Origin of the sequence: Hyphomonas sp. (assembly GCF_041398385.1) — a bacterium.
Taxonomy (GTDB): Bacteria; Pseudomonadota; Alphaproteobacteria; order Caulobacterales; family Hyphomonadaceae; genus Hyphomonas.
Genome location: NZ_JAWKUW010000001.1, coordinates 355582 through 382428 on the forward strand (window position 1 = coordinate 355582; position 26847 = coordinate 382428).

Below are 26847 nucleotides of genomic sequence, written 5' to 3' on the forward strand. Positions count from 1 at the left end.
GCTTACGCCGTCGGCAGCTTATAGTCCTTGAACTTCTCGCGCAGGGCCAGCTTGTTGATCTTGCCGGTGGCGCCCAGCGGGATCGAGTCGACGAAGGCAACATCGTCCGGCGTCCACCATTTGGCGATCTTGCCTTCCAGCGCCTTGAGGATTTCCTCCTTGCTCGGAGTTTCTCCCTCGGCGGCCTGGATGATCAGCAGCGGGCGCTCATCCCATTTCGGATGGTAGATGCCGATGGCGGCGGCGTTCGCCACTTTCGGATGGCCGACGGCGATGTTCTCGATGTCGATGGAGGAGATCCACTCCCCGCCCGACTTGATCACATCCTTGGCGCGGTCGGTAATCTGCATGGTGCCGTACTGGTCCATATTCGCAACGTCGCCCGTGTCGAAGAAGCCATTATCGTCCAGCACATTGCCGCCGGCGCCCTTGAAATAGCCGGCCGCGATGGCGGCGCCGCGGATCAGCAGGCGTCCGGAGGTCTTGCCGTCCCATTCGACGTCGTTGCCTTCATCGTCGGCAATCTTCAGTTCGACGCCGAAGGGCGGACGGCCCTGCTTCAGCTTCTGCTCCATGCGGGTGTCGATATCGGCGTCGAGCAGGTGCGGCGGCAGGATGCCGAGCGTGCCGAGCGGCGAGGTTTCCGTCATGCCCCAGGCGTGGACGACGTCGACTTCGTAATCTTCCTCGAAGGCGCGCAGGATCTTCTCCGGCACGGCCGAGCCGCCGATGATCACCTTCTGCAGGTGCGGCAGCTTGAGGTCGTTCTGCTGGAGGTGGGTCAGCAGCATCAGCCAGACGGTCGGCACGGCGGCAGTGATCGTCACCTTCTCCGTGTCGAGCAATTCGTAGATCGAGGCGCCGTCCATCTGCGCGCCGGGCATCACCATATTGGCGCCGGTGGCCGGGCAGCTGAAGGTCAGGCCCCAGGCATTGGCGTGGAACATCGGCACGACCGGAAGCACAACGTCATTCGCGCCCATGCCGATGGCATCGCGCTGCATGGTGATCAGCGTGTGCAGCACGTTGGAACGGTGCGAATAGAGCACGCCCTTCGGGTCGCCGGTCGTGCCGGAGGTGTAGCAGAGGCCGCAGGCCGTATCTTCCGGGAAGTCACCCCAGCGCACATTGGTGGAGCGGCCGTCGATCCAGATGTCGAACGGGATGGCGCCCAGCGTGTTGTCCGGCATCGTGTCGGCGCCGGCATAGATGACGAAGGTCTTGACCGTCGGGATGATGCCCTTGATCGCCTCGACGATGGGCAGGAAGGTCTTGTCGAAGACGAGGACCTTGTCTTCGGCATGATTGATGATCCAGGCGATCTGTTCCGGGTGCAGGCGCGGGTTCACCGTGTGCAGCACGGCGCCGATGCCCATGGTGCCATACCAGGTGGCCATGTGACGCTCGGAGTTCCAGCCAAGGGTGGCAACCCGGTCGCCGAGGCCGATGCCGGTATCGAGCAGGGCATTGGAGGTCTGCTTCGACATGTCGAACAGGTCGGCATAGGTGATGCGCTCGATGTTCCCCTCGACACGGCGCGTCACGATCTCGCGGGTCGGGTTTACGCGTTTGGCATGCTCGAGCACCTTGTTGGTGGTCAGCGGCCAGTCCTGCATGATGCCTTTCATGTTTTCCTCCTTCGCGCGCCCTGCGGGGCGTCATTGTCCTTTGGTCATGATGTGGTGTAAGCGCGCGTCTGCCAGTGCGCAAGAAAATGAGGGCCGGACCATGAAAAGATTTGCATTTTCCGCTGCGGTATTGGTCCTGCTGGGGGCCTGCGGACAGGCCGGGAGCCCGCCGGCGCAGGACGGGGACAGCTCGATCGATGGCGCCATGCCCGCCATCGTGCTTCCGGTCGGCCAGCAAGAGCCGGCGCCGCCCATGCCTCTGCCCGACTATTTCGACTGCCTGCGGCGGGCCGGTGGCACCGTCATTGCCGCCCATCGCGGCGGACCGGACAAAGGCTTCCCCGAAAACGCCATCGAGACCTTCCAGCACGGCTTCGACCGAGGCATCCGCGTGTTCGAGATCGACGTGGCCGAGACGCGCGACGGCGTGCTGACCCTGATGCATGACGACCGGCTGAACCGCACGACGACCGGCAAGGGCTATGTCTCCGACACCGACTGGGAGACGATGAGCGGCCTCTGGCTGGAGGATAATGACGGGCGCCGGACGCAGTTTCATCCCCCGAAATTCTCGGACGTGCTGCTCTGGGCGAAGGAAACCGGCGCCATCCTCGAACTCGACAAGAAGCCGACGACGAGCTTCGCCAACATCGCCGCCGCCGTGCGCGCGGCCGGGGCGGAGGAGAGCGTGATCTTCATTTCCTACAACGACGACCAGGCCGCCGAAATCGCCGCCATCGACCCGGACTTCATGATGACCGCCTCGGCCTTTGGCGGGCGGGACGTCGCAGCGCTCGAAGCCCGCGGCATCGACCGCACGCGCCTCGTCGCCTGGACCGGCACGGAGGAGCCCGATGCGGCCGCGTGGAAGCGCCTCGTCAAGGAAGGCATCGAGCCCGCCTTCGGCACGCTCGGCCGGGCGGGCGAGCGGCTGGACGATGCCTACCTCGCCGATGGCGACGGCTCGGAATATGACGACCTTGCCCGGCAGGGCCTCGTCCTCATCGCGACGGACTTCCCCTATGAGGTGGCGGACCTGATTTCGTCCGACGATACCGGCCGCGCCGCCTGCGGGCGGTAGGTTTTCCTTTACGCCGCAGACCCCTGCGCAGGCAGGGGTCCATCTCCGGAAGGCGCCTCGTGTACAAAAGGCAAATGCAGGAGATGGATACCTGCCGTCGCAGGTATCTTCGGACCCTCTAGGCCTTTGCGGCCACCATCTTCTGCCACAGGAAGAACACAACCGGCACGACCATCTCGATGCCGACGGCGACCAGTTGCGTCTGGCTGGGCATGCCCATCGTCATCATCGAGATCACCCGGCCGAGCCCCCCGACAAAGATGCCGATACAGACGATCGCCATGAGGCGGCCGTGTTTCTCGATGGACGGGATCATGTACCAGATCAGCAGCGTCATCGTCAGGTACATGCCGGAAAAGTACCGGTACTGATTGTCGAGATCGATTGTTACGCCGCCGGGCGACAGCCGTTCCGCCCCCGACAGGAACCCCATCGCCATGAAAGCCAGTGGAATAAGCGAAAAAATGCCAAGCGCGATCTGCAGGCCGCGTTTCATGTGATGTCCTCCCCGAACCGGGCGCGTGAGTGACACGAAGAAGCTCCGTTGCCAAGCCTGGGCCATTGGCGGCTTGCATCACAGCCCCTGAATCGGGCACTGAAATCAATGGTTTCAGGGAATTCGGGCGGGAGCGAAAATTGCAGGACTGGTTTCGCAGGTTTTGGTGGGGCTGTATCGCGCATGCCGCACGTCTGAATGTGGTGGCGCTTGGGATTCTGAGCTTTCTTGTGTCCCTGGCGTCGACCTGGCTCGCCTATTTCAGGCTGGACTGGTTTGCCGCTGTCGCATCGACCGTGTCCTCCGCTTTCGGGTTGCTGGCGATTTCCGGCCTGTGGGGACAGCTGAGAGTGAAGGTCTCGGCACTGTCCCAGCTCACCGGCAACGAGCAGAGGCGTCGAAAATTCATTGCCAATAGCGGCGCCAAGCTGCAATCCGACGCGTTCGTGATCGACCTCGATACCGTCATGCGGAACTACGGGAGCGTTCTCAACGCCCTCAAGCGGCCTCAGACGCCGAAGGATCATAAGCTGATTGGCCTGCTCAATGCGTCGGCCTATCTGGGTACGACGTTCGGCCTGTTTGCGAATGTCAAGGAACGGCGGAACCGGAGCCTGTTTGACAAGAACCCGGATTGCTTCCTCGTAAATGCATCGGACGGCAAGGATCCCTTCAACGTCGTGACCTGCGTCTTGCCTATGTCGGAAAATTCATATGGCCAGTATCTCAGGCGCAAAGTGTCCGATAACGAGTTCAGCCCGAGTCTGCTGAACGCGCCGGGCGAACCAGCCGACATCGCACACATCTTCATGCTGGCTGCAGAAACGCGACATGTATCGCGGGCAAGGTTCTGTTCCTTCGATGAGTGTGTCGCCGTGACGTTGTTTGCCCACATCCTGCTGATCGCGCCCGATCCAAAGCGTGGCATCGAATGCGTGTTCTCGGCGGGGGAGGATATCATCCCCCTGTTGAGGGATATGGGTTTCGTGCCGAGCGACGACTTCAATGGTGACGACCTGGAAATGTGGTCATGCCAATGGGTTTTTGAGTGGCACGAGCCGGAGACGGATGCGTGGGTCCGCGGCCTGCGTGGCGTATCTGAGACGCCGTCCGTCGCCGGATAGACTGTCAGTACAGCCCCTGCTCCGATATTGACGCCTTCGCGCGGACCTAATATTGACTGCGCCGGGCCCTGGGACGCCCGCCGCTCGCGAGGCTGATGCCTTGTGGTGAAGATCTCCCGGCGAACGCCTCGCCGCGTCAATTCCAACGGAACCCGCCCTTTCCGGCAGTCCTGCGGCAATGCGAGCCCTGCTGAAACGCGACTGCCCAGACAAGGACGTTCCAATGACGACCCTCATCTCAACCCGCGACCAGGCCAAGGCCCGCGCGCGGGAAATTCGCGCCGAGGCAGCCGCCGCAGGCCATACGCTTTCCCATTCCGCCGCCCTGGAACAGGTCGCCGCCGAGCTCGGCTATCGCGACTGGAATACGGCGTCGGCGCGCCTCTCCAACACGCCGGAGATCCCCTTGCAGGTGGGCGACCGGGTGGGCGGCGCTTACCTCAAACAGCCCTTCGAAGGCCGCGTGCTCGCCGTCCGTGAACTGAACGCCGGGGCCGCTTTCGAGCTGACGCTGGAATTCGACGAGCCGGTCGATGTGGTGGAATTCGAAAGCTTCTCGGCCTTCCGCCACCGGGTGAACGCCACCGTTTCGGCAGGCGGGGTCTCCTATGCGAAGACCAGCGATGGCGTGCCACATCTCGTGGTGGAGCGCCTGTCCGGGGACATCGTGTGAGGGGCGCAATGCCTTTCACATTCCCTCTCCCGGCGGCTGGGGAAGCATGCTAGAGGCGGCGCACCCTTCCTGAAATACCGGGCGCGTTACATGACTTCCGACCTGATCGGCTCCATCGCCGCCGTGCTGACGACGGCGTCCTTCCTGCCGCAGGCGATCCATGTCATCCGCATGAAGGACACCGCAGCCATCTCGCTGGCGATGTACTCCATGTTCGTGGTCGGCGTGGCCCTGTGGCTGGTCTACGGTCTGATGATCCGCGAAATGCCGGTCATCCTCGCCAACAGCATCACGCTGGTGCTCGCCTGCACCATCCTGACACGGAAAGTTAGCGACACGCTGGCAAAGCGCCGCGTGGCCCGGTCTCAGGGATAGAGCCGGCCCCGGCGCCAGGCATTGCCGTCGCGGTGGAATTTCAGACGGTCGTGCATGCGGAAGGCCTGGTCCTGCCAGAACTCGATCTCGACCGGTGTCAGGCGGTAGCCGCCCCAGAAATCCGGACGCGGAATATCCGGCCCATCGCCATAGACTTCAGAAACCTCCGCGACGCGCTGTTCATAGATCGCCCGGTCGGGCAGCGGGCGCGACTGGTCCGACGCGATGGCGCCGATCCGGCTTTGCGCGGCGCGGGAGGCGAAATAGGCGTCCGCCTCCTCATTGCTAACGCGGGTGATGGTGCCGCGCACACGCACCTGCCGGCGCAGCGTCTTCCAATGGAAGCAGAGCGCGGCGACAGGATTGTCGCGCAGCTGCTCGCCCTTGGCGCTCTCAAGGTTCGTGTAGAAGGTAAAACCGCCCTCCGCGACGTCCTTGAGGAGCAGGATGCGCACGTCCGGCATGCCCTTCGCGTCGACCGTGGCCAGCGACATGGCGTTGCAGTCGTTCGGCTCGCTCTCACGCGCTTCGGCCATCCACGCCTCGAACAGGGCGAACGGGTCGTCCATGTCGGCGATCAGCGGCCGGTCGCCATGGCTCGCATAGTCCGCCGTGCTGGGGGTCGGGGGGATGATCTTGGACGTCATGGGAGGCTCCCGCTGCTGGCCTGCCCCACATGGGGGCAAATCGTGCCGCTTCCCATACGTGGCTGTCCGTAGCTCGTCCACACCCGGCGCCTGCGGCACGCCGTGCCAACCCTGCCTGTCATGTCGTGATTGGCAGACAGGCGGCAGTCCGGCTAGGATCGGGAAAACCCGCTGAGCAAGTTGAGAGACAGGGACGATGAAACGCACGATTCTTCGCATTTCCGGGCTGGCCATCGTTGCCGGGCTCGCCGCCGGGGCCGCCACGGGCGAGTCCCTCACCGATGTGGGCAGCGAGGTCGTCGCCTGCCGCGCCATCGAGGCCGACGACGCCCGCCTTGCCTGCTATGACGCGGCCGCCGCAACCCTCTCCGACACGCTGGAAACAGCCGCCGCAGAGGCGCCTGAGGCAGAATCCGTCGAGGTCGCCGACAATGACATGGAAGCCAAGCTGCCCTTCTGGGCCCGGATCGCGCCTGGGGCCGACAAGAAGCAGGTGAACCGCGAGAAGAAGGAAAAGGTGAACACCCAGCCGGAAGAGATGGAAGTCGTGATCATCAGCGTCTTCCAGAACAATGCCGGGCGGTATTTCTTCAAGACCGATGACGGCCAGCTCTGGCAGCAGGTCGAGATCGAAAAGATCAAGGAACCGAAGCAATTGCCCGCCAAGGGCCGGATCTGGAAGTCGGTCTACGGCGCCCCGTGGTTCGAATTCGACGACCTTTCCTGGCAGGACTTCAAGGTCAAACGGGTGAAATAAGCCCCCGCCGCGCCATTCCGGCCCTGTTCAAGGCGCCGGAATTGCGCTTGAAGGCAGGCCATGTCGCATAACACGTTCGGCCACCTCTTCCGTGTCACGACCTGGGGCGAAAGCCACGGGCCGGCGCTCGGCTGCGTGGTGGATGGCTGCCCGCCGGGGATTCCCCTGACGGAAGCCATGATCCAGCACTTCCTGGACCAGCGCCGGCCGGGCACCTCCCGCTTCGTGACGCAGCGCCAGGAGCCGGACGCGGTGAAGATCCTTTCCGGCGTCTTCGAAGACGACCGCACGCTTGAGGAATTTGGCGGCCCGGTCACCACCGGCACACCGATTTCCCTGCTGATCGAGAACACCGACCAGCGCTCCAAGGATTATTCAGAAATCCGCGACCGCTACCGGCCCGGCCATGCCGACTATTCCTATGACGCGAAATACGGCGTGCGGGACTATCGCGGCGGCGGGCGCAGCTCTGCCCGCGAAACTGCGGCACGCGTCGCGGCCGGCGCGGTGGCGCGGCAGGTTCTTGGCGATGGCATCGTCATCCGCGGCGCCGTCGTGCAGATCGGCCCGCACGCGATTGACCGCGCAAACCGGGACTGGTCGATCACGGGAGACAATCCCTTCTGGTGCCCGGATCCGGCCATGGTGCCGGTGTGGGAGCAGTTCCTCGACGAGACGCGCAAGGCGGGCAGTTCCGCCGGCGCGATCGTCGAAGTGCAGGCGAGCGGCGTTCCGGCCGGCTGGGGTGCGCCGATCTATGGCAAGCTCGACGGGGAACTCGCCGGCGCGATGATGAGCATCAATGCGGTGAAAGGCGTCGAGATCGGCGCGGGCTTTGCCGCCGCCGCCTTTTCCGGCGAACAGAATGCAGACGAGATGCGCGCCGGCAATGAAAGCCCGCGCTTCCTGTCGAACAATAATGGCGGCATCGCCGGCGGCATTTCCACCGGCCAGGACGTCATCGTCCGTATCGCGATCAAGCCGACGTCTTCCATCCTCAACGAGGTGAAGTCCGTGACCCGCGAGGGCGAGGAAGTGGATGTGCGCACCAAGGGCCGCCACGACCCCTGCGTCGGCATCCGCGCCGTGCCGGTGGCCGAGGCGATGATGGCCTGCGTGCTGGCCGACGCGAAGCTGCGCCATCGCGGCCAGACAGGACGCTGAAGCTCATAAAAAAATGCCCCCGGAGCCGAAGCTCCGGGGGCGGTGTTTTCATGCGAACGGTGGCTTAGAATTTCATCACGCCGCCGACGGAGATGACATCGGCGTCTGCGCCGTCATCGCCTTCATAGCGGGTGAGGTCGCCGCGCAGGCCGAAACGCTCGGTGAGGAACACCTTTGCGCCGGCACCATAGGCCACACCATCGGTGTCGCCCGAACCGCTGCCGAGACCCGGCACGTCGACATTGTATTCGCTGTCGGCATAGCCGAGACGGGCGAACACATCGACGCGATCGGACACCGGAGCCTTGAGAACGCCGAAGGCACCGATCGCGTGATCGAGTTCGACATTCGCGCCGCCGACGGTGTCATCGCCGATGCCGATCGACGCTTCGCCTTCCACGCCGACATACGGGTTCACAAAATACGTAGCCCGGGCGGTCAGTGCGTCGAGATTGGCACCATCGGTGTCAACGTTCGAATAGGCCGCGCCGAGTTCGAGATTGCCCTGGGCAAGTGCCGCAGGGGCAACAACGAAGGCAGCAGCGAGCGTAGCGATTGCAAGTTTCATTTGGAGGGTCTCCTTTCTGATGAGTAGCACCCGAAGCGCAGATAGACCCGCCGCCTGCCGCTTACCGCTTTCATTTCCGTAATAAACCAAGGTGGTCCGGCATGTGTGGCCGCACCATCACAGTTCGTGAACTGAGTTTAATTGCAGTTGCGAATTCTTCATTCCCATGGCGCGAATAAGGCGGGCCAACCGCGTCCGCCGCCTGCCTTGCGCCACAATTATCCTGCGCGGCGAACCCGCCGGGAAACGTCGCCAAAGCCACCCGGCCGCGTCACAGCAAGTTCACAAAACTCCTGTCGGTCGCTGCATTACGAACTGCTAATGTGCCCCCCAAGCCTGCGGGACGGGGCGGAGCATGAGTGGCGTTGAATTATTCGGGGTGCTGGGGTTTGCGCTGGCCGCCTATGCGGTCGTCGCCAATGATTCGATCCAGACGCTCGGCACCTTCCTGTCGTCCAACCAAAAACGGTCATGGCTGGTGCTCTGGGCCTATGCCGGCAGCATCATGGTCGTCACCATCGCCTATGGCTATATTTCCGGTGGCGGCGATGTCGCCTTTGACCGGCTCGACAAGCTGAGCGTTCTGCCCGGCGAGGGCGACCGCAGCGGCTGGCTGCTGCCGCAGGCACAATGGTGGCATGCCCTGCCCCCGCTCGTCCTGCTCATCATCACCCGCTACGGCATCCCGGTCTCGACCACTTTCCTGGTGCTGACCCTGTTCGCCCTCTCAGGCGGGACGGCCACCAGCGGCGTGCTGACCAGCATGCTGGTGAAATCGGCGCTCGGCTATGTCGTCGCCTTCGGCGTCGGCACCATCATCTGGCTGGTCATTGCACAGACCTTCGAGCGCTGGGTGTTCCGTACGCGGGAGGAGCTGCCCTGGCCGTTCTGGGTAGTGTTCCAGTGGATCACCACCGCCTTCCTCTGGTCGCAATGGCTGATGCAGGATCTTGCCAACATCTTCGTCTTCCTGCCGCGGCATGTAGAGGTCGTCGGCGGTGAGACGCATGTGAGCTTCCCGCTGGTGACGGTGGTGCTCGGCACGCTGCTGCTGACGGCCATCCAGGGCTATATCTTCGCGACGCGCGGCGGCCAGATTCAGCAGATCGTCGAGCGCAAGGTGAACACCGTAGATGTGCGCGCCGCCACCATCGTCGACCTGATCTATGGCATCGTGCTGCTCGTGTTCAAGGAAGTGAACAACATCCCGATGAGCACGACCTGGGTGTTCCTTGGCCTGCTCGCGGGGCGCGAGCTCGCGATCTCCTACATCGCCGCCCTGCGCGACCGGGGTGAAGCCTGGCGCGACGTGTCGGGCGATGCGGGCCGGGCCTTTTTCGGCCTCGTCATCTCGATTGCGCTCGCCTTCCTGATGCCGCTGATCGGCACAGGACGGTTGCCGCAATTCTGAGCGGTTTACTCGGCAAAGAGATTGAAGACGGAATCGAGCGCGATGCCGGCCCCGGCGCCGATGAGGCCTGCCAGCACCATCAGGCCAATCCGCGCAGCGCCCATGCCTGCAAGCCCGGCCAGCGCGCGACCGTCCGCATAGGGAAGATGCGTGCGAGTCATTCGGTCCAGAATCATCATGGCTTGGGCCCTTTCCGAAGATACAGTTTTTATACATTGTTTTGTATCTTGTATGATACATTAGTCACAAACGGCTCAAAAATCAATGAGCCTGCACAGTGCCCGGCCCCGCCCTTGGCAGGTTCCGGCTTACCTCCGGCTTTTCGGAATCCGAATACGGATGGTTGGTTCTGTCCGTCAGCCGGGCCGCCGCCAGGTGGTGACCCGGGTGAGGAAGGCCAGCGTTTCGCGCTCGCCGGCAAAGCCCGCTGCGGCACAGGCGGCGCCCGTGTCCCAGCTGAGATAGCCCTTGTAATACGGCTCATGAAAGCCGTGCGGGAAATATTCCAGCATCCCGTCGAGGCCCGGATAATCGCCGAACTGGACACTGTCGGCCAGCACGAACAGGCCACCCGGTTTCAGCACACGGAAGATTTCCGACAGCACTTTCGGGCGCACTTTCGGCGGCAGTTCGTGGAACAGGAAGATGGAGACGACGATGTCCCGCGAGGCGTCCTCCAGCGGCATCGCCTCAGCGGCGTCGTGGATCACCTCGACCTGCTTCCAGGGCGCGAGCCGCACACGGGCGGCCTCGGTATAGCTCGGCGAAAGGTCCAGCCCCGCCGCCCCGAGGCGCGGCCAGACGCGCATCACCTGTTCGAGGAACCGGCCATTGCCGCAGGCCAGATCCAGCAGCGACATGGTGCGCTGGTCCCTGCCGCGCAGCTCGCGCGCGATCTCCGCCAGCGCCGCCCGGCGCATCGCGTCCGCCGTGCCGGTGAACAGCGCCTCGACCTGCGTGTCGTAAAGCGCGGCACTCTCATCGGTGAACCAGCCGCCGGACTGGTAATGGAAGTTCTGCCGGTAATAGGCGGGGTAACGATTCGAACCTTCAGGCAGGTGCTCGCGGATCTCCGTGCCCGCCCGCGCAAGGCGGCGGCGCTCAACTTCCGCAATATCCGCCTGGAAGGCGCGGGCCGATTTCAGCGCGTGCGGCAGCTGCGCCAGCGAGACATCGCGCGGCGGCGGGTAAAGCCCGTCCTCCACATTGCGCCGGTCCTGGATGAAGAGGTCGAAATAGGCCTTGCGGGCGACGCCCATGTCCGGCTTGCCACGGGAGGGGGTGAAGTCCGGCTCGTCCGGATGGTCGAAGCCGCCTGTTCTCTGCTTTGCGGCCCGCATCTGCGCCCCGTACCAGGCCGAACGCAGCCCCTGCGCGGCGGCATAGCGCGCACGGCCGGCGGCGAGGGAGGCACGGTCGAAGAGGCCCATGCAGCAAATATGTGCCTGTGCACCTGCCCCGTCCAGCCTTCAGGTCCGGTTCAGGTTATCCCTGCCATGGTCGCCCCAAGACTGGCGGCCCTGTGGCTGCCTGAAGGAGAAATGGGATGATGAAGTCTCTCTTGATCGGCGGTGTCGCCCTCACGGCCCTTCTGGCTGTACCTGCAGCAGCGACTGCACAGGGCTATTACCCCGCCAATACCGCCTGCGAACAGCAGAACCGCGACAACAAGGCTGCCGGAACGGTCGTCGGCGCCCTGCTTGGCGCAGCGGCTGGCGGCGCCATCGGCAACAATGTCGGCGACGATGACAGCCGCTGGCACTATAATCGCGGCTATCGGGGCTATTATGGCCACCGCCGCGGCGGATACTGGGACAAGGGTGACAATGACGGCGAAGTGATCGTCGGCGCCCTGCTCGGCGCGGTGGTCGGCGGCATGGCCGGCAACGCCATGGCCAGCAATTCAAGCACCCCCTGCACCGTGGCAACGCCCTATGGCGGCAGCTTCCGCAGCACCTATCCCGCCGCGACCTATCCGACGGGCTCGATCCCGCGCACGACCGACGGCCTCTATGGCGGCCCGGAAGTGATGGGCACGCATCCCGGCACGGCCTATCCCGCGACGCCGGCTGCGCCGCGCACCTATCCGGCAACGGCCCCGGCTTACCCATCCTATCCGCAGGGCAATTCCTATCCGCAGTCGAGCTATCCGGCGCCCGCCCCGCAGACGGAAGAATGCCGCACGATCTGGCGCGAGACCCGCCTGCCCGACGGCCGCGTCGAGCGTGACCCGGTCACCGCCTGCCGCGAAGGAAATTCCGGCGACTGGCAGATTGTCGACGGCTATTCCAATGATGAGGAATTGTACGGCTACTGAGTTTTCCGTGCATGAAACAGGCGCTCGGCATTGCCGTCGCCGCCTGAAATCGGGCTGGCCGTCCAGGCAAGGATGGGCCAGCCCTTTTCTTTCATCCAGTCAGCGAAGCGCTCCGCCGCGGCATCGGCCGCCGCCTCATCGGTGACCAGCCCGCCCTTGCCGATGTTCTCGCGGCCGACCTGAAACTGCGGCTTGAACAGGCCGACAAAATCCGCACCCGGCGCGGCGAGCGACAGCGGAACTTCCAGCAGCTTTTCCAGCGAAATGAAACTCGCATCGCAGACCAGCAGCGTCGGCGGGTCCGGCAGGTCGGCCGCGGTCAGGGTGCGTGCGTCGGTCGATTCGAGGCTCGTGACCCGCTCGCTGCCCTGAAGGGAATGGTGCAGCTGGCCATGGCCCACATCCACCGCCACCACATGGCGCGCGCCGCGGCGCAGCAGCACATCGGTAAACCCGCCCGTCGAGGCACCGATGTCGAGACAGGCCCGGCCGAACGGATCGACACTGAAGGCCTCAAGGCCGTGGGCCAGCTTCAGCCCGCCGCGCGAAACATAGGGATGGGCCGCCTCAGCCTCGATCCGCGCGCCGATGACGACCTCCTGCGAAGGCTTCGAGACGACCTCCCCGTCGACGCGCACGCGTCCCGCCTCGATGGCGGCACGGGCGCTGGCGCGGCTCTCGAAATGGCCGAGCGTGACGAGCAGGCGGTCTATCCGATCCTTCACAAATACGTGCCTTGCGTGACCTTCGCGGCGGGCGCCCTATAGTCCCTTCAAGGTTCTATAAGGAGATTCGCCATGTTCGCTCGCCTGTCCCTCGCCGCCGCCCTGCTCTCACTGGGCGCCTGCGCCAGTCTCGCCGTTGCCGATGCGCCCGACTCTCATGACATGCCTGCAATGCCGGACATGCCCGACATGCCGGGGCCGGATGAAGGTGTCTTCCCCTCCATGGCACAAGGCTCGGCCGTGATGCTGGGCCTCGCGGGACAGGAAATCGGCAGTGCCAATTTGCTCGACGGGCCGAACGGGCTGATGATCCGCGTCGAACTGAAGCCCGGCAGCCTGACGCCCGGCTGGCACGGCATTCACCTCCACGCCACCGGCAACTGTTCCGACATCGGCACCTACAAGATGTCCGGCGGGCATGTCGGCATGATGGAAGGCGGCCATGGCCTGTTCAATCCGAAGGGGCCGGAGCCCGGCGACCTGCCGAACATCTGGGCCGGTGCCGACGGCTCAGCCGGCTACGAGGCCTTCACCACGCTCGACACGCTGGGCGGCCTGCTCGACCAGGACGGCTCGGCCATCATCATCCATGAGTCCGAGGACGACCACATGACCCAGCCGATCGGCGGGGCCGGCGCCCGCGTCGCCTGCGGCGCCATCCACTAAGGCACCTCCTGCCCCGGCGTCTCCTCTTGCGCTGAAGGCCGCTCCGCTCCACCCTGCGCGCCGAAAAGACAAAAGCCGGAGGGAACGCAACATGAAACGGATCACAAGACGAGGTGCCCTGCTGGGCGGTGCGGCATTGGGCACGCTGGCGGCGTGCGGACAACCCGATGCCGGAACCTCCGGCACACCCGCACCGGTTGAGCCTCCGGCAGACCCGCTAACCACAGGCCTGCCGCCGGCCCCTGCCGGCTGGATTGACGGCACCGACATGGCCGCCCGCATCGCGCGCGGCGACGTCACCTCGCTCGAAGAGGTCAACGCCGCGATCGCCCGGGCGGAAAAGGTGAATGGCGAGATCAACGCCATCGTCACGAAAACCTATGACGCCGCCCGCGCCGAAGCGGGCGCGACGCCGGCCGGCCCCTTCCAGGGCGTACCGACCTTCATCAAGGACCTGCACGACTGGAAAGGCGCCGAGACCTGGTATGGCAGCCGCGCCTTCAAGGGCCACATGGCCACGGCCGACGCGGCCTTTTCCGAAAAGTGGCGCGCAGCCGGCGTCGTGGTGCTCGGCAAGTCGTCCTCGCCGGAAATGGGCCTGATGGCGTCCACCGAACCGCTGGTCAGCGGCGCCACCCGCAACCCCTGGGACACGACCCGGATGACCGGCGGCTCGTCCGGCGGGGCCGCGGCCCTCGTCGCCGCGCGCGTCGTGCCGTTTGCCCATTCCAGCGATGGCGGCGGTTCCATCCGTATCCCGGCCAGCACCTGCGGCGTGTTCGGCCTGAAGCCCTCGCGCGGCCAGCTGCCCGCGATGGAGGGCGGCAATCCGCCGCCGGTGGACATTTCCGTCCAGCACGCCTCCACCATTTCGGTGCGCGACTCGATCAACCTCTTCCGCGCCGCGCAGGTGAATGACGGCACCTTCGCGCCGATCCCGGACCAGGTGCTGCCGGTGTCGCGCCGCCTGAAGATCGGCTTCACGACCGATGCCTATGCCGGCACGCCGGTCGCCCCGGAAACCAGGGCGGCGCTGCAGGATGTCGCGGAACTGTGCCAGAGCCTTGGCCATGAGGTTGTTCCGTACACGCCGAATTTCAGCGGCCAGGAATTCCTCGACAAATTCCTGCTCTACTGGGCTGCAGGCGCCGCCGAGTTCGCACAGGACGCAAGCCGCTACAGCGGCAAGCCCATCGGCCCGGACATTGTCGAGCCGTGGACCCTGGGCCTTGCCGCCATGTTCCAGGCGCGTCAGGCCGAGATGGAAGACACCATCGGCTGGCTCAGGAATTTCCAGTCCGTCTACGAAGCCGGCCTCGCCGGGCTCGACGTTCTGCTCACGCCGGTTACCGGCAGCCCGGCCGCCCTGATCGGAGACCATGCACCGACCGTCGAATACGAGACGCTGATGCAACGCGTCGTCACCTTTGCGGCTTTCACCGCGCCGATGAACGTCGCCGGTGCCGCTTCAATGAGCGTGCCGCTGAACTGGACCGCGGGCGGCCTGCCCGTCGGCGCCATGTTCTCCGGCAAGCAGGGTGACGACCAGCTGCTGTTCGAACTCGCGCTGGAACTGGAACAGGTCCGGCCATGGGCCGGGCGCCTGCCGCCGGTCTGCGCGTTCTAGGTAACGAGGGCCCATGAGCAGTCCCGATACGGATGAAATAGACCCGCTCGTCTTCGGCTACGGTTTTGGGGCCGACGGGACTGCAACGCCGCTTGAGTGGAAGGATGTCAGGGAGAACGGCCATCCGGATTTCCAGCTCGTCTGGCTGCACCTCAATCGCCAGTCGCAGAAGACGCAGGACTGGCTGATCGGCAAGAGCGGCCTCGACTGGCTGACCGCCGATGCGCTGTTGCAGGAGGAAACCCGGCCGCGCGCCGTGCGCCACGGCAAGGGCTTCCTCATCAACCTTCGCGGCGTCAATCTCAATGAGGGCGCCGACCCGGAAGACCTCGTCTCTCTGCGCATGTGGGCCAGCGAAGACCTGCTGATCACCATGCGCGGCCGGCGCGTGCAGGCGGCACGCGACGTGGAGCAACTGGTGAAGGCGAAGGAGGTGCCGTATTCGACCGGCGCCCTCGTCGCCTTGCTCGCCGATGCGCTGACCGACCGGATGGAGCCGCTCATCACAGGCTTCGACGACGAGGCCGACCGCTATGAGGACGAGCTACTGGACCCGAAGGTGCGGCTCAGCCGGTCGGTCCTGCCGGAGTTCCGCCGCCGGGTGCTGCGGGTGCGCCGCTACCTGATCCCGCAGCGCGAGGCTATTGCGACGCTGGTGCGCGACGGGGTGCAGTCCGGCATCTTCAGCGAACAGGACGCCTACTTCCTGCGGGAATCGGCAGACCGGGTGACGCGCCTTTCGGAAGTCATCGAAAACATCCGCGAACGCTCCACCGTGTTGCAGGAAGAACTGATCCAGGAAGGTTCGGAAGAGACCAACCAGCGCCTCTTCGTGCTGGCCATCCTGTCGGCCGTGTTCCTGCCGCTCAGCTTTGTGACCGGCCTGTTCGGGGTCAATCTGGGCGGTATTCCCGGCGCGGCGGATGGACAGGCCTTCCCGCTCCTGGTCGGTGCGCTGGCCGTCTCGACCGTGCTCGTCCTCTCGATCCTCAGATGGCGCCGCTGGATCTGACTTTTTTCATTTCCGTCCTTTCCGTTACGTCATGAATTAACCGGGACTTGCGCAGTTTTATCAAACTGGTGCGCAGGGTTTGCGCAATCGCAACGCTGTTTTGTTAAGCAAGACTGCCCGTCACGCTACCGTGAAGGACGCGCGCACCTATATCTGCTACACACCGCCGGAAAGATTGATCCCGTGAACCGCTCGACTCTCATCGCTGCAGCCATTCTCGTGGCGCTTATTGCTTGGTTTGGCTTCAACAGCCTCAAGCGGGGCAGCCTGTCGTCGCACCAGGAAGTCGTGCACCAGGAAGCCGGCGACGCGACTCCCGAAGCGGTGGTAATGACCGTCACGGCCGAACCGCACCTTTTGAAGATCAATGTCAAAGGCCGCACCGCGCCGGACAAGAGCGTCACCGTGAAAGCCGGCACCTCCGGCAATGTGGTGGCGACTCCGGCCAAGGAAGGCAGCTTCGTGAAGGCCGGCACGCTGCTCTGCGGCCTCGATGTCGAGGCCCGTGCCGCCCGCGTGAAGGAGGCTGAAGCCTCCCGCGATGCCGCACGCGCCGACTATAACGCCGCCGCCTCGCTCGCCGCCAAGGGGCTCGGCGCTGCCAACAATGCGACCGCTGCCAAGGCACGCCTCGATGCTGCTGAAGCGGCCGTGAACTCCGCGAAGGTCGAACTCGGCAAGACGCAGATCCGCGCGCCGTTCGACGGCATCTTCGAAACCCGCCTCGCCGAGGCTGGCGACTTCCTCGCGCCGGGCTCCGCGTGCGGCGTGCTGGTGGACATGGACCCGGTGATCGTCTCCGCGCAGCTGACCGAACAACAGGCCGGCTATCTCGCGACCGGCATGGACGGCGACACCCGCCTTGCCAACGGCAAGACCTACCCGGTCTCGCTCCGTTATGTCGCGCGCACGGCGGACGGCCCGACCCGCACCTTCCTCGTCGAGGCGGCCATCGCCTCCGGTGACGACGCCGTGCCCGCCGGCATCACCGCCGAGCTGTTCGTGCCGATTGGCGAGGTGCCTGCCACGAAGATATCCGCCGGCCTCCTCACCCTGTCGGATGATGGCCAGCTGGGCGTGCGCTATGTCGAAGCCGACAATACCGTCCGTTTCGTGCCGGTGAACGTGATCGACGAAACGCCGGACGGCATCTGGGTGTCGGGCCTGCCGCAGAGCGTGCAGCTGATTTCCCTCGGCCAGGATTATCTCAGCGAAGGCGTGACCGTGAAGCCCGTGCCGAGCCGGGGAGCCCAGCCGTGAAGCAACTCGTCGACGGCGCCATCGGCCGGGCACGCATGGTGCTCGCGATCCTGCTGTGCGCGGTGATTGCGGGCGTTGCGACCTATATCGGCCTGCCCAAGGAAGCCGACCCGGACATTCCGATCCCCTATGTGATGATCACCGTGCCGCTGGCCGGTGTGACGCCGGAAGACGCCGAACGCCTGCTGGTGAAACCCATCGAGCAGGAAGTGCAGGCGATCGAGGGCCTCAAATCCTATAATGGCTACGGCGCCGAGGGCGCGGGCCTGCTGCTGCTGGAATTCGAGATCGACGTGAATGTCGATCAGGCCGTGCTTGACGTGAAGGACAAGGTCGACCTCGCCAAGCGCTACTTCCCCGACGATGCCCGCGAGCCGGTGATCACCGAATTCAACGCCTCGCAATTCCCGGTCATGGTGGTGAACCTCTATGGCGAAGCGCCCGAACGCGGCCTCAACGAGATTGCCGAACACCTGAAGGACCAGCTGGAACGGAACGCCTCCGTGCTTGAAGCGCGCGTGCAGGGCCGGCGCGAAGACGTGCTGGAAATCATCGTCGATCCGGCCAAGCTCGAAAGCTACAACATCTCCTATCAGGAGATTTACAACATCGTCGCGGCCAATAACCGCCTCGTCCCGGCGGGAGAGATCGACACGGGCGAGGGCAGCTTTGCCATTAAGGTTCCGGGCCTCATCCGCACCGCGCAGGACGCCCTCAACCTGCCGATCAAGCGCACCGACAATGCCGTCGTGACGCTGCAGGACGTCGCCGAGATCCGCCGCACCTACAAGGACGCGACCGGCTACGCCACCTTTAACGGCAAGCCCGCCCTGCTGATCGAAGTGGTCAAGCGTTCCGGCGCGAACATTCTGGATACGGCCAATTTCGTGCGCCAGACGATCGAGGCGGAACAGAAGACCTGGCCCGCCACGGTGAAGGCGGAAATCACCTCCGACACCTCGCAGCAGATCGGCGAACAGCTCGGCCAACTGCAAAGCTCCATCGTCACGGCCGTCGTGCTGGTGATGATCATCTGTGTCGCCGCGCTCGGCTGGCGCTCGGCGCTGCTGGTCGGCATCTCGATTCCGTCTTCCTTCGTCATGGCCTTCCTGCTGCTCGGCTCGGCCGGCTACACGATCAACATGATGGTCATGTTCGGCATGGTCATCGCCGTCGGTATCCTTGTCGACGGCGCGATTGTCGTCACCGAATATGCCGACCGGAAAATGGCGGAAGGGCTCAACCGCAAGGAAGCCTATGCCCTCGCCGGCAAGCGGATGTTCTGGCCGGTCGTCTCCTCGACGCTGACCACACTCGCCGCCTTCGTGCCGTTCCTGTTCTGGAACTCCATGCCCGGCAAGTTCATGGCTTACCTGCCGATCACGCTGATCTTCGTGCTGACGGCCTCGCTCGCCATGGCGCTGATCTTCCTGCCGGTGCTGGGCTCCGTCATGGGTGCCCGCCCCGCCGGCACGAATGAAGACCTCGCCGCCCTCGCCGCCGATGCCGACCCGGACCAGGCGCATGGCTGGCTCGGCCGCTATGTCAAACTCGTCCACTGGCTGATCGCGCATCCCTGGCTGGTGACCGGCAGCGCGGTCGCCGCCGTCGTCGCGATTTTCGTGTGGTTCGGCGCAACGCCGCACAAATCGGAATTCTTCCTCGATGTCGAACCGGAGCAGGCCTTCGTCTATGTGCAGGCGCAGGGCGCGCTGTCGGCGGCCGAAGAGGAACGCCTCGTCAAGCGCGCCGAAGCCGCGATCACCGGCATGGACGGCATCGAGGCGATTTCGACGCGCACCGGCAAATCCTCCGAAGGATTCAATTTTGGCGGCGGCAACAATCCGCCGGTCGACGCCATCGGCCAGATCCTGCTCGACCTTGCCACCGATGACGGCGTGCATGATGGCCGCGTGACGCTGGGCCATGTCCGCGAGCGGCTGGAACAGGTGCCGGGGCTGCATTTCGAAATCTCCGCCCGCGAACAGGGCCCGCCCGCCGGCAAGGACGTGCAGGTCGCGCTCCTGTCGGAAAACCGGGCCGCCCTGACCGAAGCGGCGACGCGCCTGCGCGCCTATCTCGAATCCCGCACCGACGTGCACGAGATCGACGACACGCGCCCGCTGCCGGGCATCGAATACAATATCGAAGTCGACCGCGCCGAGGCCGGCAAGTACGGCGTCGACGTCGCCCAGGTCGGCGCCGCGGTCCAGCTCATCACCAACGGCATCCTCGTCGGCCGCTACCGGCCGGACGATGCGCCGGATGAAGTCGACATCCGCGTGCGCTTCCCGAAAGACGACCGCAGCGCCAGCGCCATCGACACGCTGCGCATCGCGACGCCGCAGGGCAATGTGCCGCTCAGCCTGTTCGTGCACCGCGTGCCCGCCCCGCGCGTCAGCCAGATCGAGCGCCGCGACGGCCAGCGCGTCATCGACGTGCGCGCCAATGCGGTGGAACAGGGCACCGGCGCCAGGCTGACCGCCGAGGTGAAAGACTGGATCGCCAATGCAGGCTTCAGCCCGGAGATCGAAGTGCGCTTCGAAGGCGCCGACGAGGACAATGCCGAGGCCATGGCCTTCTTCGGCGGCGCGGCGATGGCGGCCCTCTTCATGATGGCGGTGATCCTCTTGTGGGAATTCAACAATTTCTGGCAGGTCGTCCTCACCCTGACGGCCGTGATTATCTCGACGGCCGGCGTTCTGGTCGGCATCCAGCTGGTGCTGCCGTATGTGTCCATCCTGATGATCGGGACCGGGATCGTGGCGCTCGCGGGCATCGTGGTGAACAACAATATCGTTCTGATCGACACCTATAACCGCCTGCTCAGCGATGGGCGGTCACCGGAATATGCCGCCGTCGCCACCGCGGCGCAGCGTATCCGCCCGATCCTGCTGACCACCGGCACCACCATCTGCGGCCTGCTGCCGATGGTGTTCCAGCTCAACGTCAACTTCGCCCATGGCGCCATCGATGTCGGCGGCTCGACAGCGGAATGGTGGGTGCAGCTCGCCACGGCGGTCGTCTTCGGCCTTGCCTTCTCGACCGCGATGATCCTGCTGGTCACGCCGGTCTGGCTGCTGGTACCGTGCCGCACGCGCAATGCGTATCACCGGCTGCATGGCTGGGTGTCCGATCACCTCGCCCACCGCCGGGCGAGCCGTCCCGGCAGCGCGGAACTCCTGCCGGACGAAACCCGCGACGACGAAAAGCCGCCGGAAAAAATCCTCCCGGCCGCCGAATAAGGCTCAGCGCCTAGTCGACCGATTCCATGCAGCACGGTCCCTCGCCCGGCTTATGCGCCGGATGCGGATGCGCCATGCCATTCCCCATGCAGCAGGTGGCAGGCGGGCTCGCATAAGTGTAGGTCGTAGCCGGTGCCGAATAGGTATAGGTCGTCACCGGCGGGCTGACATATGTATAGGTCGTCGGCGCCGTTGAATATGTGTACGTCGTCACCGGCGCGGGGACATAGGAATATGTCGTGACCGGAGCCGGGGCATAGGAATAGGTGTAGGTCGTCGGCGCGGCAGTATAGGTGCGCGTGTAGGTACGGGTATAGGTCCGCACAGGCGCTGCAACTGCGGGGGGCGCAGCTGTTGTCGTCACGACATCGCAGCGATACCGCGCGCCGCCCGTGATATTTCCCACCAGCGCCCCGCTGGAATTGGCCGGGCGGCCGGCACAGCCATCGGCCGGCACATAGGTCGTCGTATCGCCCTGCCCCACATAAGGCGTCAGCTGCGCCGGCGGGTTAAGCACCTGCCCTCCGTAGGCGGAGCTTCCGCCATCATACCGGGCCGTTGCATAGGCGGGCGCGGGATCAGGATCGGTATACCCGATCGTGCGGGCCGACCCGACCGTGTAGACCTCAGGGGCCGAGGGGGGTGTCTGAGCACAGGCCGGCAGCAGCACAGTGCCTGCCAGCGCGGCAACGATCATAAAGCGGGTCATGGCGTCCTCCTGAACTGAAGGCGGGCCTGCGTCCCGGCTGGCCCGCATAATCCGTTAACCATACGCCGATGCCGCGAAACCGCCAGTAAAATAAGGGATATGCGCGCGGCTGCCGCACGCATGCCCGCATGACGGGAAGATGAACGTGCCATTCGGAATTGGTTTTGCCGCCGCGTGCGAAAAGGATTACGCAGCGCCGGGAGCCGATGCGTGTTTCCTCCCCTCCCTGACGCAGAGCCTGGTTCCTCCCCTGACAGGCCCCGCCCCGGCGCTGCATTTTCCACAGCAGGATCAGGCGGGCGTCACGAAGGTGGCGATGACTTTCTTGCGGCCGGTCTTCTCGAAGTCCACGGTCAGCTTGTTGCCCTCGGTGAAGGCAACGCGGCCATAGCCGAACTTGTCGTGGAACACGCGCTCGCCGGTGCGGAACGTCTCCGGCCCGCCGCTGGTGGCGGTGAGGTTCGAGGCGTCGCGCGGCTGGCTGCTCTGGTATTTCCCGGCATTCTCCTTGAGCCGCCGCCAGCCGGGGCTCTGGTAATCGCTGCGCTCGCCAAGGTCTTCCACGCTGCCGGCAAAGCCCGCATCGCCGCCCGGCATGCCGGAATAGCCGGTCTCCGAAATTACCTCGACATTCTCATGCGGCAGCTCGTCGATGAAGCGGCTGGGCATGACGCTCTGCCAGCGGCCATAGATCTGCCGGTTGGCGACGAAGGAAATCGAGGCCCGCTCGCGCGCCCGCGTTATGCCGACATAGGCAAGGCGGCGCTCCTCTTCGAGGCCCTTGAGGCCGCTCTCGTCGAGGCTGCGGCGGGAGGGGAACACTTCTTCCTCCCAGCCCGGCAGGAAGACGCACGGCCATTCGAGCCCCTTGGCGGCGTGCAGCGTCAGGATCTGCACCTGGTCCTCGTCCGCCCCGCCGCTGGAGGCGTCCATCACCAGTTCGACATGTTCGAGGAAGCCGGCCAGCGTGTCGAACTCGCCCATGTTGCGGACCAGTTCCTTGAGGTTGTCGAGCCGCGTCTGCGCCTGCGGGCTGCGGTCCTTCTGCAGCATGTCGGTATAGCCGGACTCTTCGAGGATCACCTCGGCAAGCTCCGTATGCGGCATACCGTTCGCCAGCTTGTCGCGCCAGAGGTCGATCTGGTCGATGAAGCGCGTCAGGCCGGACTTCGCCGCCCCCTTGATCTCGTCCGTTTGCAGCACCATCGGCGTCAGCACGTAAAGGCTGCGTCCATCCTGCCGTGCATAGGCCTGCAGCTTGGCGAGCGAGGCATTGCCGACGCCGCGCTTCGGCTCGTTGACCACGCGCTCGAAGGCAAGGTCGTCGTCCGGCGAGCGGATGAGCCGCAGGTACGCCATCGCATCGCGGATTTCCGCCCGCTCGAAGAAGCGCGGGCCGCCGATCACGCGATACGGAATGCCGAGCAGGATGAAGCGTTCCTCGAAGGCCCGCATCTGCCACGAGGCGCGCACCAGAACGGCGCAATCATCATGCCGCCCGCCGCCGCGCACCCAGCTCTCGATATCGTCCGCGATGAGGCGGCTTTCCGCCTCGCCATCCCAGAGGCCCCGCACCTTCACCTTGCTGGCGTCGATATTCTCGACGGCATTGTCGTCGCCGACATACAGCGTCTTGCCGAGGCGTCCGCGATTGTGCGCGATGACGGACGACGCCGCCGCGAGGATATGCTTGGTCGAGCGGTAATTGCGTTCAAGGCGGATCACTTTGGCGCCGGGAAAATCCTTCTCGAAACGGAGGATATTGTCCACTTCCGCGCCGCGCCAGCCATAGATCGACTGGTCGTCGTCGCCGACGCAGCAGATATTCTGCGATCCCTGTGCCAGCAGGCGCAGCCACAGATACTGCGCCACGTTCGTGTCCTGGTACTCGTCGACCAGGATGTATTTGAACTTGCCCTGATAGTCCTTCAGCAGGTCAGGGTTCTGCTGGAAGATCGTGATGTTGTGGATCAGCAGGTCGCCGAAATCGCAGGCGTTCAGCACCTTGAGGCGCGCCTGATAGATCTCGTAGCACTTGATGCCCTTGCCGTCGGCAAACTGGTAGGCCTCGTCGGCCGGCACACGCTCCGGGGTCAGCGCCCGGTTCTTCCAGCCATCGATCAGGCCGGCAAAATGGCGCGGCGTCCAGCGTTTCGGGTCGATCCCTTCGGCCACGATGATCTGCTTGCAGAGGCGGATCTGGTCGTCCGTGTCCAGAATGGTGAAGCTGGATTTGAGGCCGACGAGTTCGGCATGCTGGCGCAGGATCTGCGCGCTGATCGCGTGGAACGTGCCGAGCCAGCGCAGCCCCTCGCCCGCCTCGCCGAGCAGGTGCAGCGCCCGCTCGCGCATTTCGCGTGCGGCCTTGTTGGTGAAGGTCACGGTCAGCGTCTGCGACGGCCAGGCAAGGCGCGAGGAAATGATGTGCGCGAGGCGCGCGGTCAACACGCGGGTCTTGCCCGTACCGGCCCCCGCCAGCACCAGCAGCGGGCCTTCGGTGGTCATCACGGCTTCCCGCTGTTCGGGGTTCAGGCCCTTGAGAAACGGCGCATCACCGGTCGGCGCGGGCGGCCGCGGCGCAGCCATCTGGCTGATCGAGAGACGATTCGGATTGGAACTCATCAGGAACATATAGCAGGGATTGGCCGGATAGGCAGGCCCGGCTGCACCTTGCCGCCCCGGAACGCCCCCCTCAGGCCGCGGCCGCGCGCGGGCCCGGCAGGAAGGGCAGCACCGCCGGCAGGCTGGACAGGATGCGTGGCGCGCCGGTGATGACGATCGCCAGGAAGCAGGCGAGCGTCATCGGCATCATCGCATAGTCGCCAAGGTCCGCCACGTTGAACAGGAGGCACAGCCAGCAGGCGCCGAAGACCAGCTTCCGCATCCATGGCATGCCTGCTTTCACGGCGCTGTTCAGCACCACCACCATGCCCGGCGCGAACAGGAAAAACTCATACGAAACAAGGCGCGGCACCAGCAGGCCGCCCACGGCGAGGCCGAGCCAGACGCGCTCTGCCGCCGTCAGGCGCATGCCTTCCGCGATGCCCAGCGCCGAGGCACAGGTCACGCCCGCAAAGACCAGCCACAATGCGCCATTCAGCGGCGACTCGTGGCCCACGCCCGCGAGCCGCAGCCAGCCGAGGAAGCCCTGCCCCGGCAGGTCTTCGACCGCATAATAGCTGAGGATGGACAGCCAGGGCGCGATTTCACTGCTGCCCGAGGTCACGAACAGGACCGTCGGAACCAGGCCGGCGACGGCCCCGGCGATGGCGAGGCCCCATCGCTTCCATGCCGCCATGTCCATCAGCATCACCACGACCAGCAGGCACAGCCAGACCTGCTTGATACTGGCCGCAAACACCACCGCCGCCACGAACACCAGCGGCCGCTTCGGCGCCATCAGCGCGGTCACCGCCAGAAGGCCGTAGATCACGCCCGCCACATTGCCCCACAGCACGATGCTGCCGGTCAGCGCCGCGGCGAAGGGTATCCGGTCCCGCACCGGGGCAAAGTCGAACTGCTTGAAGAACGGGATCCAGATCGCCGCGAGGATCGCCGCGAAATAGAGGACCGCATAGGCCGACGTCACTGCGGGAATGCCGAACCAGCCGGTCAGCGCATGCGACGCATCGCCCGACCAGGGAATATAGAGAAAGCTCGCCTCGGTCTGGTATTCCGGACAGGAGAACGCGTGGGCCGGCGGATAGCGCGTCTCGCCCCGCGCGGCCCGCGCGCCGGCACAGAGCAGCGTTTCGAATTCAAGGCCGTTATAGACCGGCCGGCCCTTCACCGCCCGGCCGATCACGCCGCTGAGCAGCGGCAGGAAGAACAGAAGCCCGATTCCCACCTGTCCGAGAGCCTGCCGGTTGAACAGTTTTCCGCTCATTCGACGCCACCTTGTTCCTGTCCTTGCCGGAACGCCCAGAGACGCGACCCGAAAAATGAAAATACGACCGTGCCGAAGATCGCCGCCCCCTGTGCGATGGCCCGCGACAGGCCGGCCCAGTTCATCCCGGCAAAGATGATGGCATTGCCGATGCAGAGGCCCGCGACGGAAATCACAAACCATTTCGCAACCGCGCCGGCATGGTTCTCCTGCACGCGGAACGTGTAAAGCGTGTGGCCGGCGCCGGAAAAGCAGAACGCCACCAGGAAGGCGATCGTGTTGATCAGCAGCTGGTTCAGCGAGGTCGTGAAGGTCAGGCTGAAGGCGACCGTGGCATGCACCGCCGTCGCCGCAATCCCGACCAGACCGAACCGCGCGATCTGGGCGCCGAGACTGTCGCCGGAAATCACAAATCACCTGCCTTGTAGTGGTTCTCGACAATATAGATCGGCCGGGATTTGCTCTCCAGCGTCAGGCGGGCGATGTATTCCCCGATAATGCCCAGCGATGTCAGCTGGAACGCGCCCACCATCAGGATGGCCACCATCAGGGACGCATAGCCCGGCACGTCGATCCCGAACAGCAGTGTACGCACTGTCAGGTAAACCGCGTACAGCACCGCGAATACCGCCAGCAGCAGGCCGAGATAGGTCCACGCTTTCAGCGGCAGGGTCGAAAACCCGAAGATTCCGTCCAGCGCGAAATTCCACAGCCGGCGGAAGCCGAACTTGGTTTCGCCGTGCGGGCGCACCGGGCGCTCATAGGGCACCGCCATCGACGGATAGCCGACCCAGGCAAACAGGCCCTTCATGAACCGGTTACGCTCCCGCAGCTCCCCCAGCGAGCGCACCACCCTCCGGTCGATCAGCCTGAAGTCGCCCACATTGCTGGGAATGGGCACGTTCGAGACCTTGTTGAACATGGAATAGAAACGCGCCGCGGTGAACCGCTTGAGGAACGAGTCGGACCGTCTCTGCGAGCGCGCGCCATAGACGACATCGTATCCGGCCCGCCAGTGCCGGACAAACTCCGCGATCAGCTCCGGCGGATCCTGCAGGTCGACATCCATGACGATGACCGCATCGGCATCCACCGCATCGAGGCCCGCGGTCATCGCCGCTTCCTTGCCGAAATTGCGGGCGAAATTGATGATGGAAATGCGCGCTTCATCGCGCATCGCCCCGATCAGCACGTCCAGCGTGCGGTCGCGGCTGCCATCATTGATGAACAGGACCGACCAGTCCGCCTCCAGCCCGTCAAGCACAGGTCGCACCGCCTTGAGGAACGGCCCGATCGACTCTTCCTCATTGTGCACGGGCACGATCACGGCGACATGCGGGCGCTGAGGGCGCGTCTTGGCCTGCGCCGCCGTCACGAACGCGGTCGCAGTGTCCTGAGGCATGTTCCTCATATCCATCCGCACATGCCCCGTTTCGCCCGAACCAGCCCCGAAAGGCTAAATGCGCGAAATAGTTG

Annotated in this window: 25 protein-coding genes; 13 read left to right on the forward strand and 12 right to left on the reverse strand. The window is 64.8% G+C overall.

What is annotated here, in order from left to right:
- Positions 1-2: 2 nt before the first annotated feature.
- Positions 3-1628, reverse strand: a complete 1626-nt coding sequence (locus R3C13_RS01690; protein WP_371309059.1) for a long-chain-fatty-acid--CoA ligase — start codon at positions 1626-1628, stop codon at positions 3-5.
- A 100-nt stretch (positions 1629-1728) separates the two neighbouring features.
- Between R3C13_RS01690 and R3C13_RS01695 the strand changes: the two genes are divergently transcribed.
- Positions 1729-2709, forward strand: coding sequence for a glycerophosphodiester phosphodiesterase family protein (locus tag R3C13_RS01695; RefSeq protein ID WP_371309060.1), 981 nt, complete (start codon positions 1729-1731; stop codon positions 2707-2709).
- Between the two features lie 118 nt (positions 2710-2827).
- Here R3C13_RS01695 and R3C13_RS01700 read toward each other — a convergent pair whose 3' ends face one another.
- Positions 2828-3205 carry a DUF4345 domain-containing protein gene (locus R3C13_RS01700; RefSeq protein WP_371309061.1) on the reverse strand — a complete coding sequence of 126 codons (378 nt, stop codon included), beginning with the start codon at positions 3203-3205 and terminating at the stop codon, positions 2828-2830.
- 65 nt (positions 3206-3270) lie between these two features.
- Between R3C13_RS01700 and R3C13_RS01705 the strand changes: the two genes are divergently transcribed.
- From R3C13_RS01705 to R3C13_RS01715, 3 genes are all read left to right on the forward strand, one after another.
- Positions 3271-4329 (forward strand): hypothetical protein, encoded by a 1059-nt coding sequence (locus tag R3C13_RS01705; protein ID WP_371309062.1) that lies wholly within the window; start codon positions 3271-3273, stop codon positions 4327-4329.
- Between the two features lie 223 nt (positions 4330-4552).
- On the forward strand, positions 4553-5002 hold the full coding sequence (locus R3C13_RS01710) for a glyoxalase superfamily protein (protein ID WP_371309063.1): 450 nt from the start codon (positions 4553-4555) through the stop codon (positions 5000-5002).
- 90 nt (positions 5003-5092) lie between these two features.
- Entirely contained in the window at positions 5093-5377 is a 285-nt protein-coding gene (locus R3C13_RS01715) for a SemiSWEET transporter (protein WP_371309064.1), read from the forward strand.
- On the opposite strand, the gene pdxH is transcribed toward R3C13_RS01715, so the two are convergent.
- Positions 5368-6024 (reverse strand): pyridoxamine 5'-phosphate oxidase, encoded by a 657-nt coding sequence (gene pdxH, locus R3C13_RS01720; RefSeq protein WP_371309065.1) that lies wholly within the window; start codon positions 6022-6024, stop codon positions 5368-5370. The genes R3C13_RS01715 and pdxH overlap by 10 nt on opposite strands.
- A gap of 196 nt (positions 6025-6220) precedes the next feature.
- Here pdxH and R3C13_RS01725 point away from each other — a divergent pair, with 196 nt between their 5' ends.
- Together R3C13_RS01725 and aroC are read left to right on the forward strand one after the other, a co-directional pair.
- Positions 6221-6781: a hypothetical protein gene (locus tag R3C13_RS01725; RefSeq protein WP_371309066.1), complete on the forward strand. Its 561-nt coding sequence runs from the start codon at positions 6221-6223 to the stop codon at positions 6779-6781.
- A gap of 60 nt (positions 6782-6841) precedes the next feature.
- Positions 6842-7945 (forward strand): chorismate synthase, encoded by a 1104-nt coding sequence (aroC, locus tag R3C13_RS01730; RefSeq protein ID WP_371309067.1) that lies wholly within the window; start codon positions 6842-6844, stop codon positions 7943-7945.
- Positions 7946-8009: 64 nt separating this feature from the next.
- Here aroC and R3C13_RS01735 read toward each other — a convergent pair whose 3' ends face one another.
- Complete coding sequence (locus tag R3C13_RS01735) at positions 8010-8513, reverse strand: porin family protein (protein ID WP_371309068.1); 504 nt, start codon at positions 8511-8513, stop codon at positions 8010-8012.
- 355 nt (positions 8514-8868) lie between these two features.
- Between R3C13_RS01735 and R3C13_RS01740 the strand changes: the two genes are divergently transcribed.
- Positions 8869-9924, forward strand: coding sequence for a hypothetical protein (locus R3C13_RS01740; RefSeq protein ID WP_371309069.1), 1056 nt, complete (start codon positions 8869-8871; stop codon positions 9922-9924).
- Between the two features lie 5 nt (positions 9925-9929).
- Here the strand turns inward: R3C13_RS01740 and R3C13_RS01745 are convergent, their stop codons facing one another.
- Together R3C13_RS01745 and R3C13_RS01750 are read right to left on the reverse strand one after the other, a co-directional pair.
- A complete protein-coding gene (locus R3C13_RS01745; RefSeq protein ID WP_371309070.1) occupies positions 9930-10085 on the reverse strand; it encodes a hypothetical protein in 156 nt (51 codons plus the stop codon).
- A 195-nt stretch (positions 10086-10280) separates the two neighbouring features.
- Entirely contained in the window at positions 10281-11354 is a 1074-nt protein-coding gene (locus tag R3C13_RS01750; RefSeq protein WP_371309071.1) for a class I SAM-dependent methyltransferase, read from the reverse strand.
- A 116-nt stretch (positions 11355-11470) separates the two neighbouring features.
- Here R3C13_RS01750 and R3C13_RS01755 point away from each other — a divergent pair, with 116 nt between their 5' ends.
- Positions 11471-12241, forward strand: coding sequence for a hypothetical protein (locus R3C13_RS01755; protein WP_371309072.1), 771 nt, complete (start codon positions 11471-11473; stop codon positions 12239-12241).
- On the opposite strand, the gene R3C13_RS01760 is transcribed toward R3C13_RS01755, so the two are convergent.
- Entirely contained in the window at positions 12235-12966 is a 732-nt protein-coding gene (locus R3C13_RS01760; protein WP_371309073.1) for a TlyA family RNA methyltransferase, read from the reverse strand. The two genes, R3C13_RS01755 and R3C13_RS01760, sit on opposite strands and share 7 nt — an antisense overlap.
- Before the next feature lie 72 nt (positions 12967-13038).
- Between R3C13_RS01760 and R3C13_RS01765 the strand changes: the two genes are divergently transcribed.
- The 5 genes from R3C13_RS01765 to R3C13_RS01785 all read left to right on the forward strand — a co-directional run bounded on the left by R3C13_RS01765 (position 13039) and on the right by R3C13_RS01785 (position 20776).
- Positions 13039-13632, forward strand: a complete 594-nt coding sequence (locus R3C13_RS01765; RefSeq protein WP_371309074.1) for a superoxide dismutase family protein — start codon at positions 13039-13041, stop codon at positions 13630-13632.
- Between the two features lie 91 nt (positions 13633-13723).
- Complete coding sequence (locus R3C13_RS01770) at positions 13724-15259, forward strand: amidase (protein WP_371309075.1); 1536 nt, start codon at positions 13724-13726, stop codon at positions 15257-15259.
- A gap of 13 nt (positions 15260-15272) precedes the next feature.
- Positions 15273-16271 carry a CorA family divalent cation transporter gene (locus R3C13_RS01775; RefSeq protein ID WP_371309076.1) on the forward strand — a complete coding sequence of 333 codons (999 nt, stop codon included), beginning with the start codon at positions 15273-15275 and terminating at the stop codon, positions 16269-16271.
- A gap of 183 nt (positions 16272-16454) precedes the next feature.
- Complete coding sequence (locus tag R3C13_RS01780; RefSeq protein ID WP_371309077.1) at positions 16455-17531, forward strand: efflux RND transporter periplasmic adaptor subunit; 1077 nt, start codon at positions 16455-16457, stop codon at positions 17529-17531.
- Positions 17528-20776 carry an efflux RND transporter permease subunit gene (locus R3C13_RS01785; protein ID WP_371309078.1) on the forward strand — a complete coding sequence of 1083 codons (3249 nt, stop codon included), beginning with the start codon at positions 17528-17530 and terminating at the stop codon, positions 20774-20776. Before R3C13_RS01780 ends, R3C13_RS01785 begins: the two co-directional genes overlap by 4 nt.
- A gap of 10 nt (positions 20777-20786) precedes the next feature.
- Here R3C13_RS01785 and R3C13_RS01790 read toward each other — a convergent pair whose 3' ends face one another.
- The 5 genes from R3C13_RS01790 to R3C13_RS01810 all read right to left on the reverse strand — a co-directional run bounded on the left by R3C13_RS01790 (position 20787) and on the right by R3C13_RS01810 (position 26773).
- Complete coding sequence (locus tag R3C13_RS01790; RefSeq protein ID WP_371309079.1) at positions 20787-21485, reverse strand: hypothetical protein; 699 nt, start codon at positions 21483-21485, stop codon at positions 20787-20789.
- Between the two features lie 291 nt (positions 21486-21776).
- Positions 21777-24116, reverse strand: a complete 2340-nt coding sequence (locus R3C13_RS01795; protein WP_371309080.1) for an ATP-dependent helicase — start codon at positions 24114-24116, stop codon at positions 21777-21779.
- Between the two features lie 61 nt (positions 24117-24177).
- A complete protein-coding gene (locus R3C13_RS01800; RefSeq protein ID WP_371309081.1) occupies positions 24178-25371 on the reverse strand; it encodes a hypothetical protein in 1194 nt (397 codons plus the stop codon).
- Positions 25368-25781 carry a GtrA family protein gene (locus tag R3C13_RS01805; RefSeq protein WP_371309082.1) on the reverse strand — a complete coding sequence of 138 codons (414 nt, stop codon included), beginning with the start codon at positions 25779-25781 and terminating at the stop codon, positions 25368-25370. The genes R3C13_RS01800 and R3C13_RS01805 overlap by 4 nt, the downstream gene beginning before the upstream one ends.
- A complete protein-coding gene (locus R3C13_RS01810; RefSeq protein WP_371309083.1) occupies positions 25778-26773 on the reverse strand; it encodes a glycosyltransferase family 2 protein in 996 nt (331 codons plus the stop codon). The genes R3C13_RS01805 and R3C13_RS01810 overlap by 4 nt, the downstream gene beginning before the upstream one ends.
- Positions 26774-26847: the final 74 nt, after the last annotated feature.

Coding starts and splice junctions, on each gene's coding strand:
- R3C13_RS01740 (WP_371309069.1), top strand. CDS start 8,869: ATGAGTGGCGTTGAATTATTCGGGGTGCTGGGGTTTGCGCTGGCCGCC.
- pdxH (WP_371309065.1), bottom strand. CDS start 6,024: ATGACGTCCAAGATCATCCCCCCGACCCCCAGCACGGCGGACTATGCG.
- R3C13_RS01775 (WP_371309076.1), top strand. CDS start 15,273: ATGAGCAGTCCCGATACGGATGAAATAGACCCGCTCGTCTTCGGCTAC.
- aroC (WP_371309067.1), top strand. CDS start 6,842: ATGTCGCATAACACGTTCGGCCACCTCTTCCGTGTCACGACCTGGGGC.
- R3C13_RS01710 (WP_371309063.1), top strand. CDS start 4,553: ATGACGACCCTCATCTCAACCCGCGACCAGGCCAAGGCCCGCGCGCGG.
- R3C13_RS01765 (WP_371309074.1), top strand. CDS start 13,039: ATGTTCGCTCGCCTGTCCCTCGCCGCCGCCCTGCTCTCACTGGGCGCC.
- R3C13_RS01800 (WP_371309081.1), bottom strand. CDS start 25,371: ATGAGCGGAAAACTGTTCAACCGGCAGGCTCTCGGACAGGTGGGAATC.
- R3C13_RS01795 (WP_371309080.1), bottom strand. CDS start 24,116: ATGTTCCTGATGAGTTCCAATCCGAATCGTCTCTCGATCAGCCAGATG.
- R3C13_RS01700 (WP_371309061.1), bottom strand. CDS start 3,205: ATGAAACGCGGCCTGCAGATCGCGCTTGGCATTTTTTCGCTTATTCCA.
- R3C13_RS01750 (WP_371309071.1), bottom strand. CDS start 11,354: ATGGGCCTCTTCGACCGTGCCTCCCTCGCCGCCGGCCGTGCGCGCTAT.
- R3C13_RS01810 (WP_371309083.1), bottom strand. CDS start 26,773: ATGCCTCAGGACACTGCGACCGCGTTCGTGACGGCGGCGCAGGCCAAG.
- R3C13_RS01725 (WP_371309066.1), top strand. CDS start 6,221: ATGAAACGCACGATTCTTCGCATTTCCGGGCTGGCCATCGTTGCCGGG.
- R3C13_RS01770 (WP_371309075.1), top strand. CDS start 13,724: ATGAAACGGATCACAAGACGAGGTGCCCTGCTGGGCGGTGCGGCATTG.
- R3C13_RS01790 (WP_371309079.1), bottom strand. CDS start 21,485: ATGACCCGCTTTATGATCGTTGCCGCGCTGGCAGGCACTGTGCTGCTG.
- R3C13_RS01690 (WP_371309059.1), bottom strand. CDS start 1,628: ATGAAAGGCATCATGCAGGACTGGCCGCTGACCACCAACAAGGTGCTC.
- R3C13_RS01735 (WP_371309068.1), bottom strand. CDS start 8,513: ATGAAACTTGCAATCGCTACGCTCGCTGCTGCCTTCGTTGTTGCCCCT.
- R3C13_RS01695 (WP_371309060.1), top strand. CDS start 1,729: ATGAAAAGATTTGCATTTTCCGCTGCGGTATTGGTCCTGCTGGGGGCC.
- R3C13_RS01755 (WP_371309072.1), top strand. CDS start 11,471: ATGATGAAGTCTCTCTTGATCGGCGGTGTCGCCCTCACGGCCCTTCTG.
- R3C13_RS01715 (WP_371309064.1), top strand. CDS start 5,093: ATGACTTCCGACCTGATCGGCTCCATCGCCGCCGTGCTGACGACGGCG.
- R3C13_RS01745 (WP_371309070.1), bottom strand. CDS start 10,085: ATGACTCGCACGCATCTTCCCTATGCGGACGGTCGCGCGCTGGCCGGG.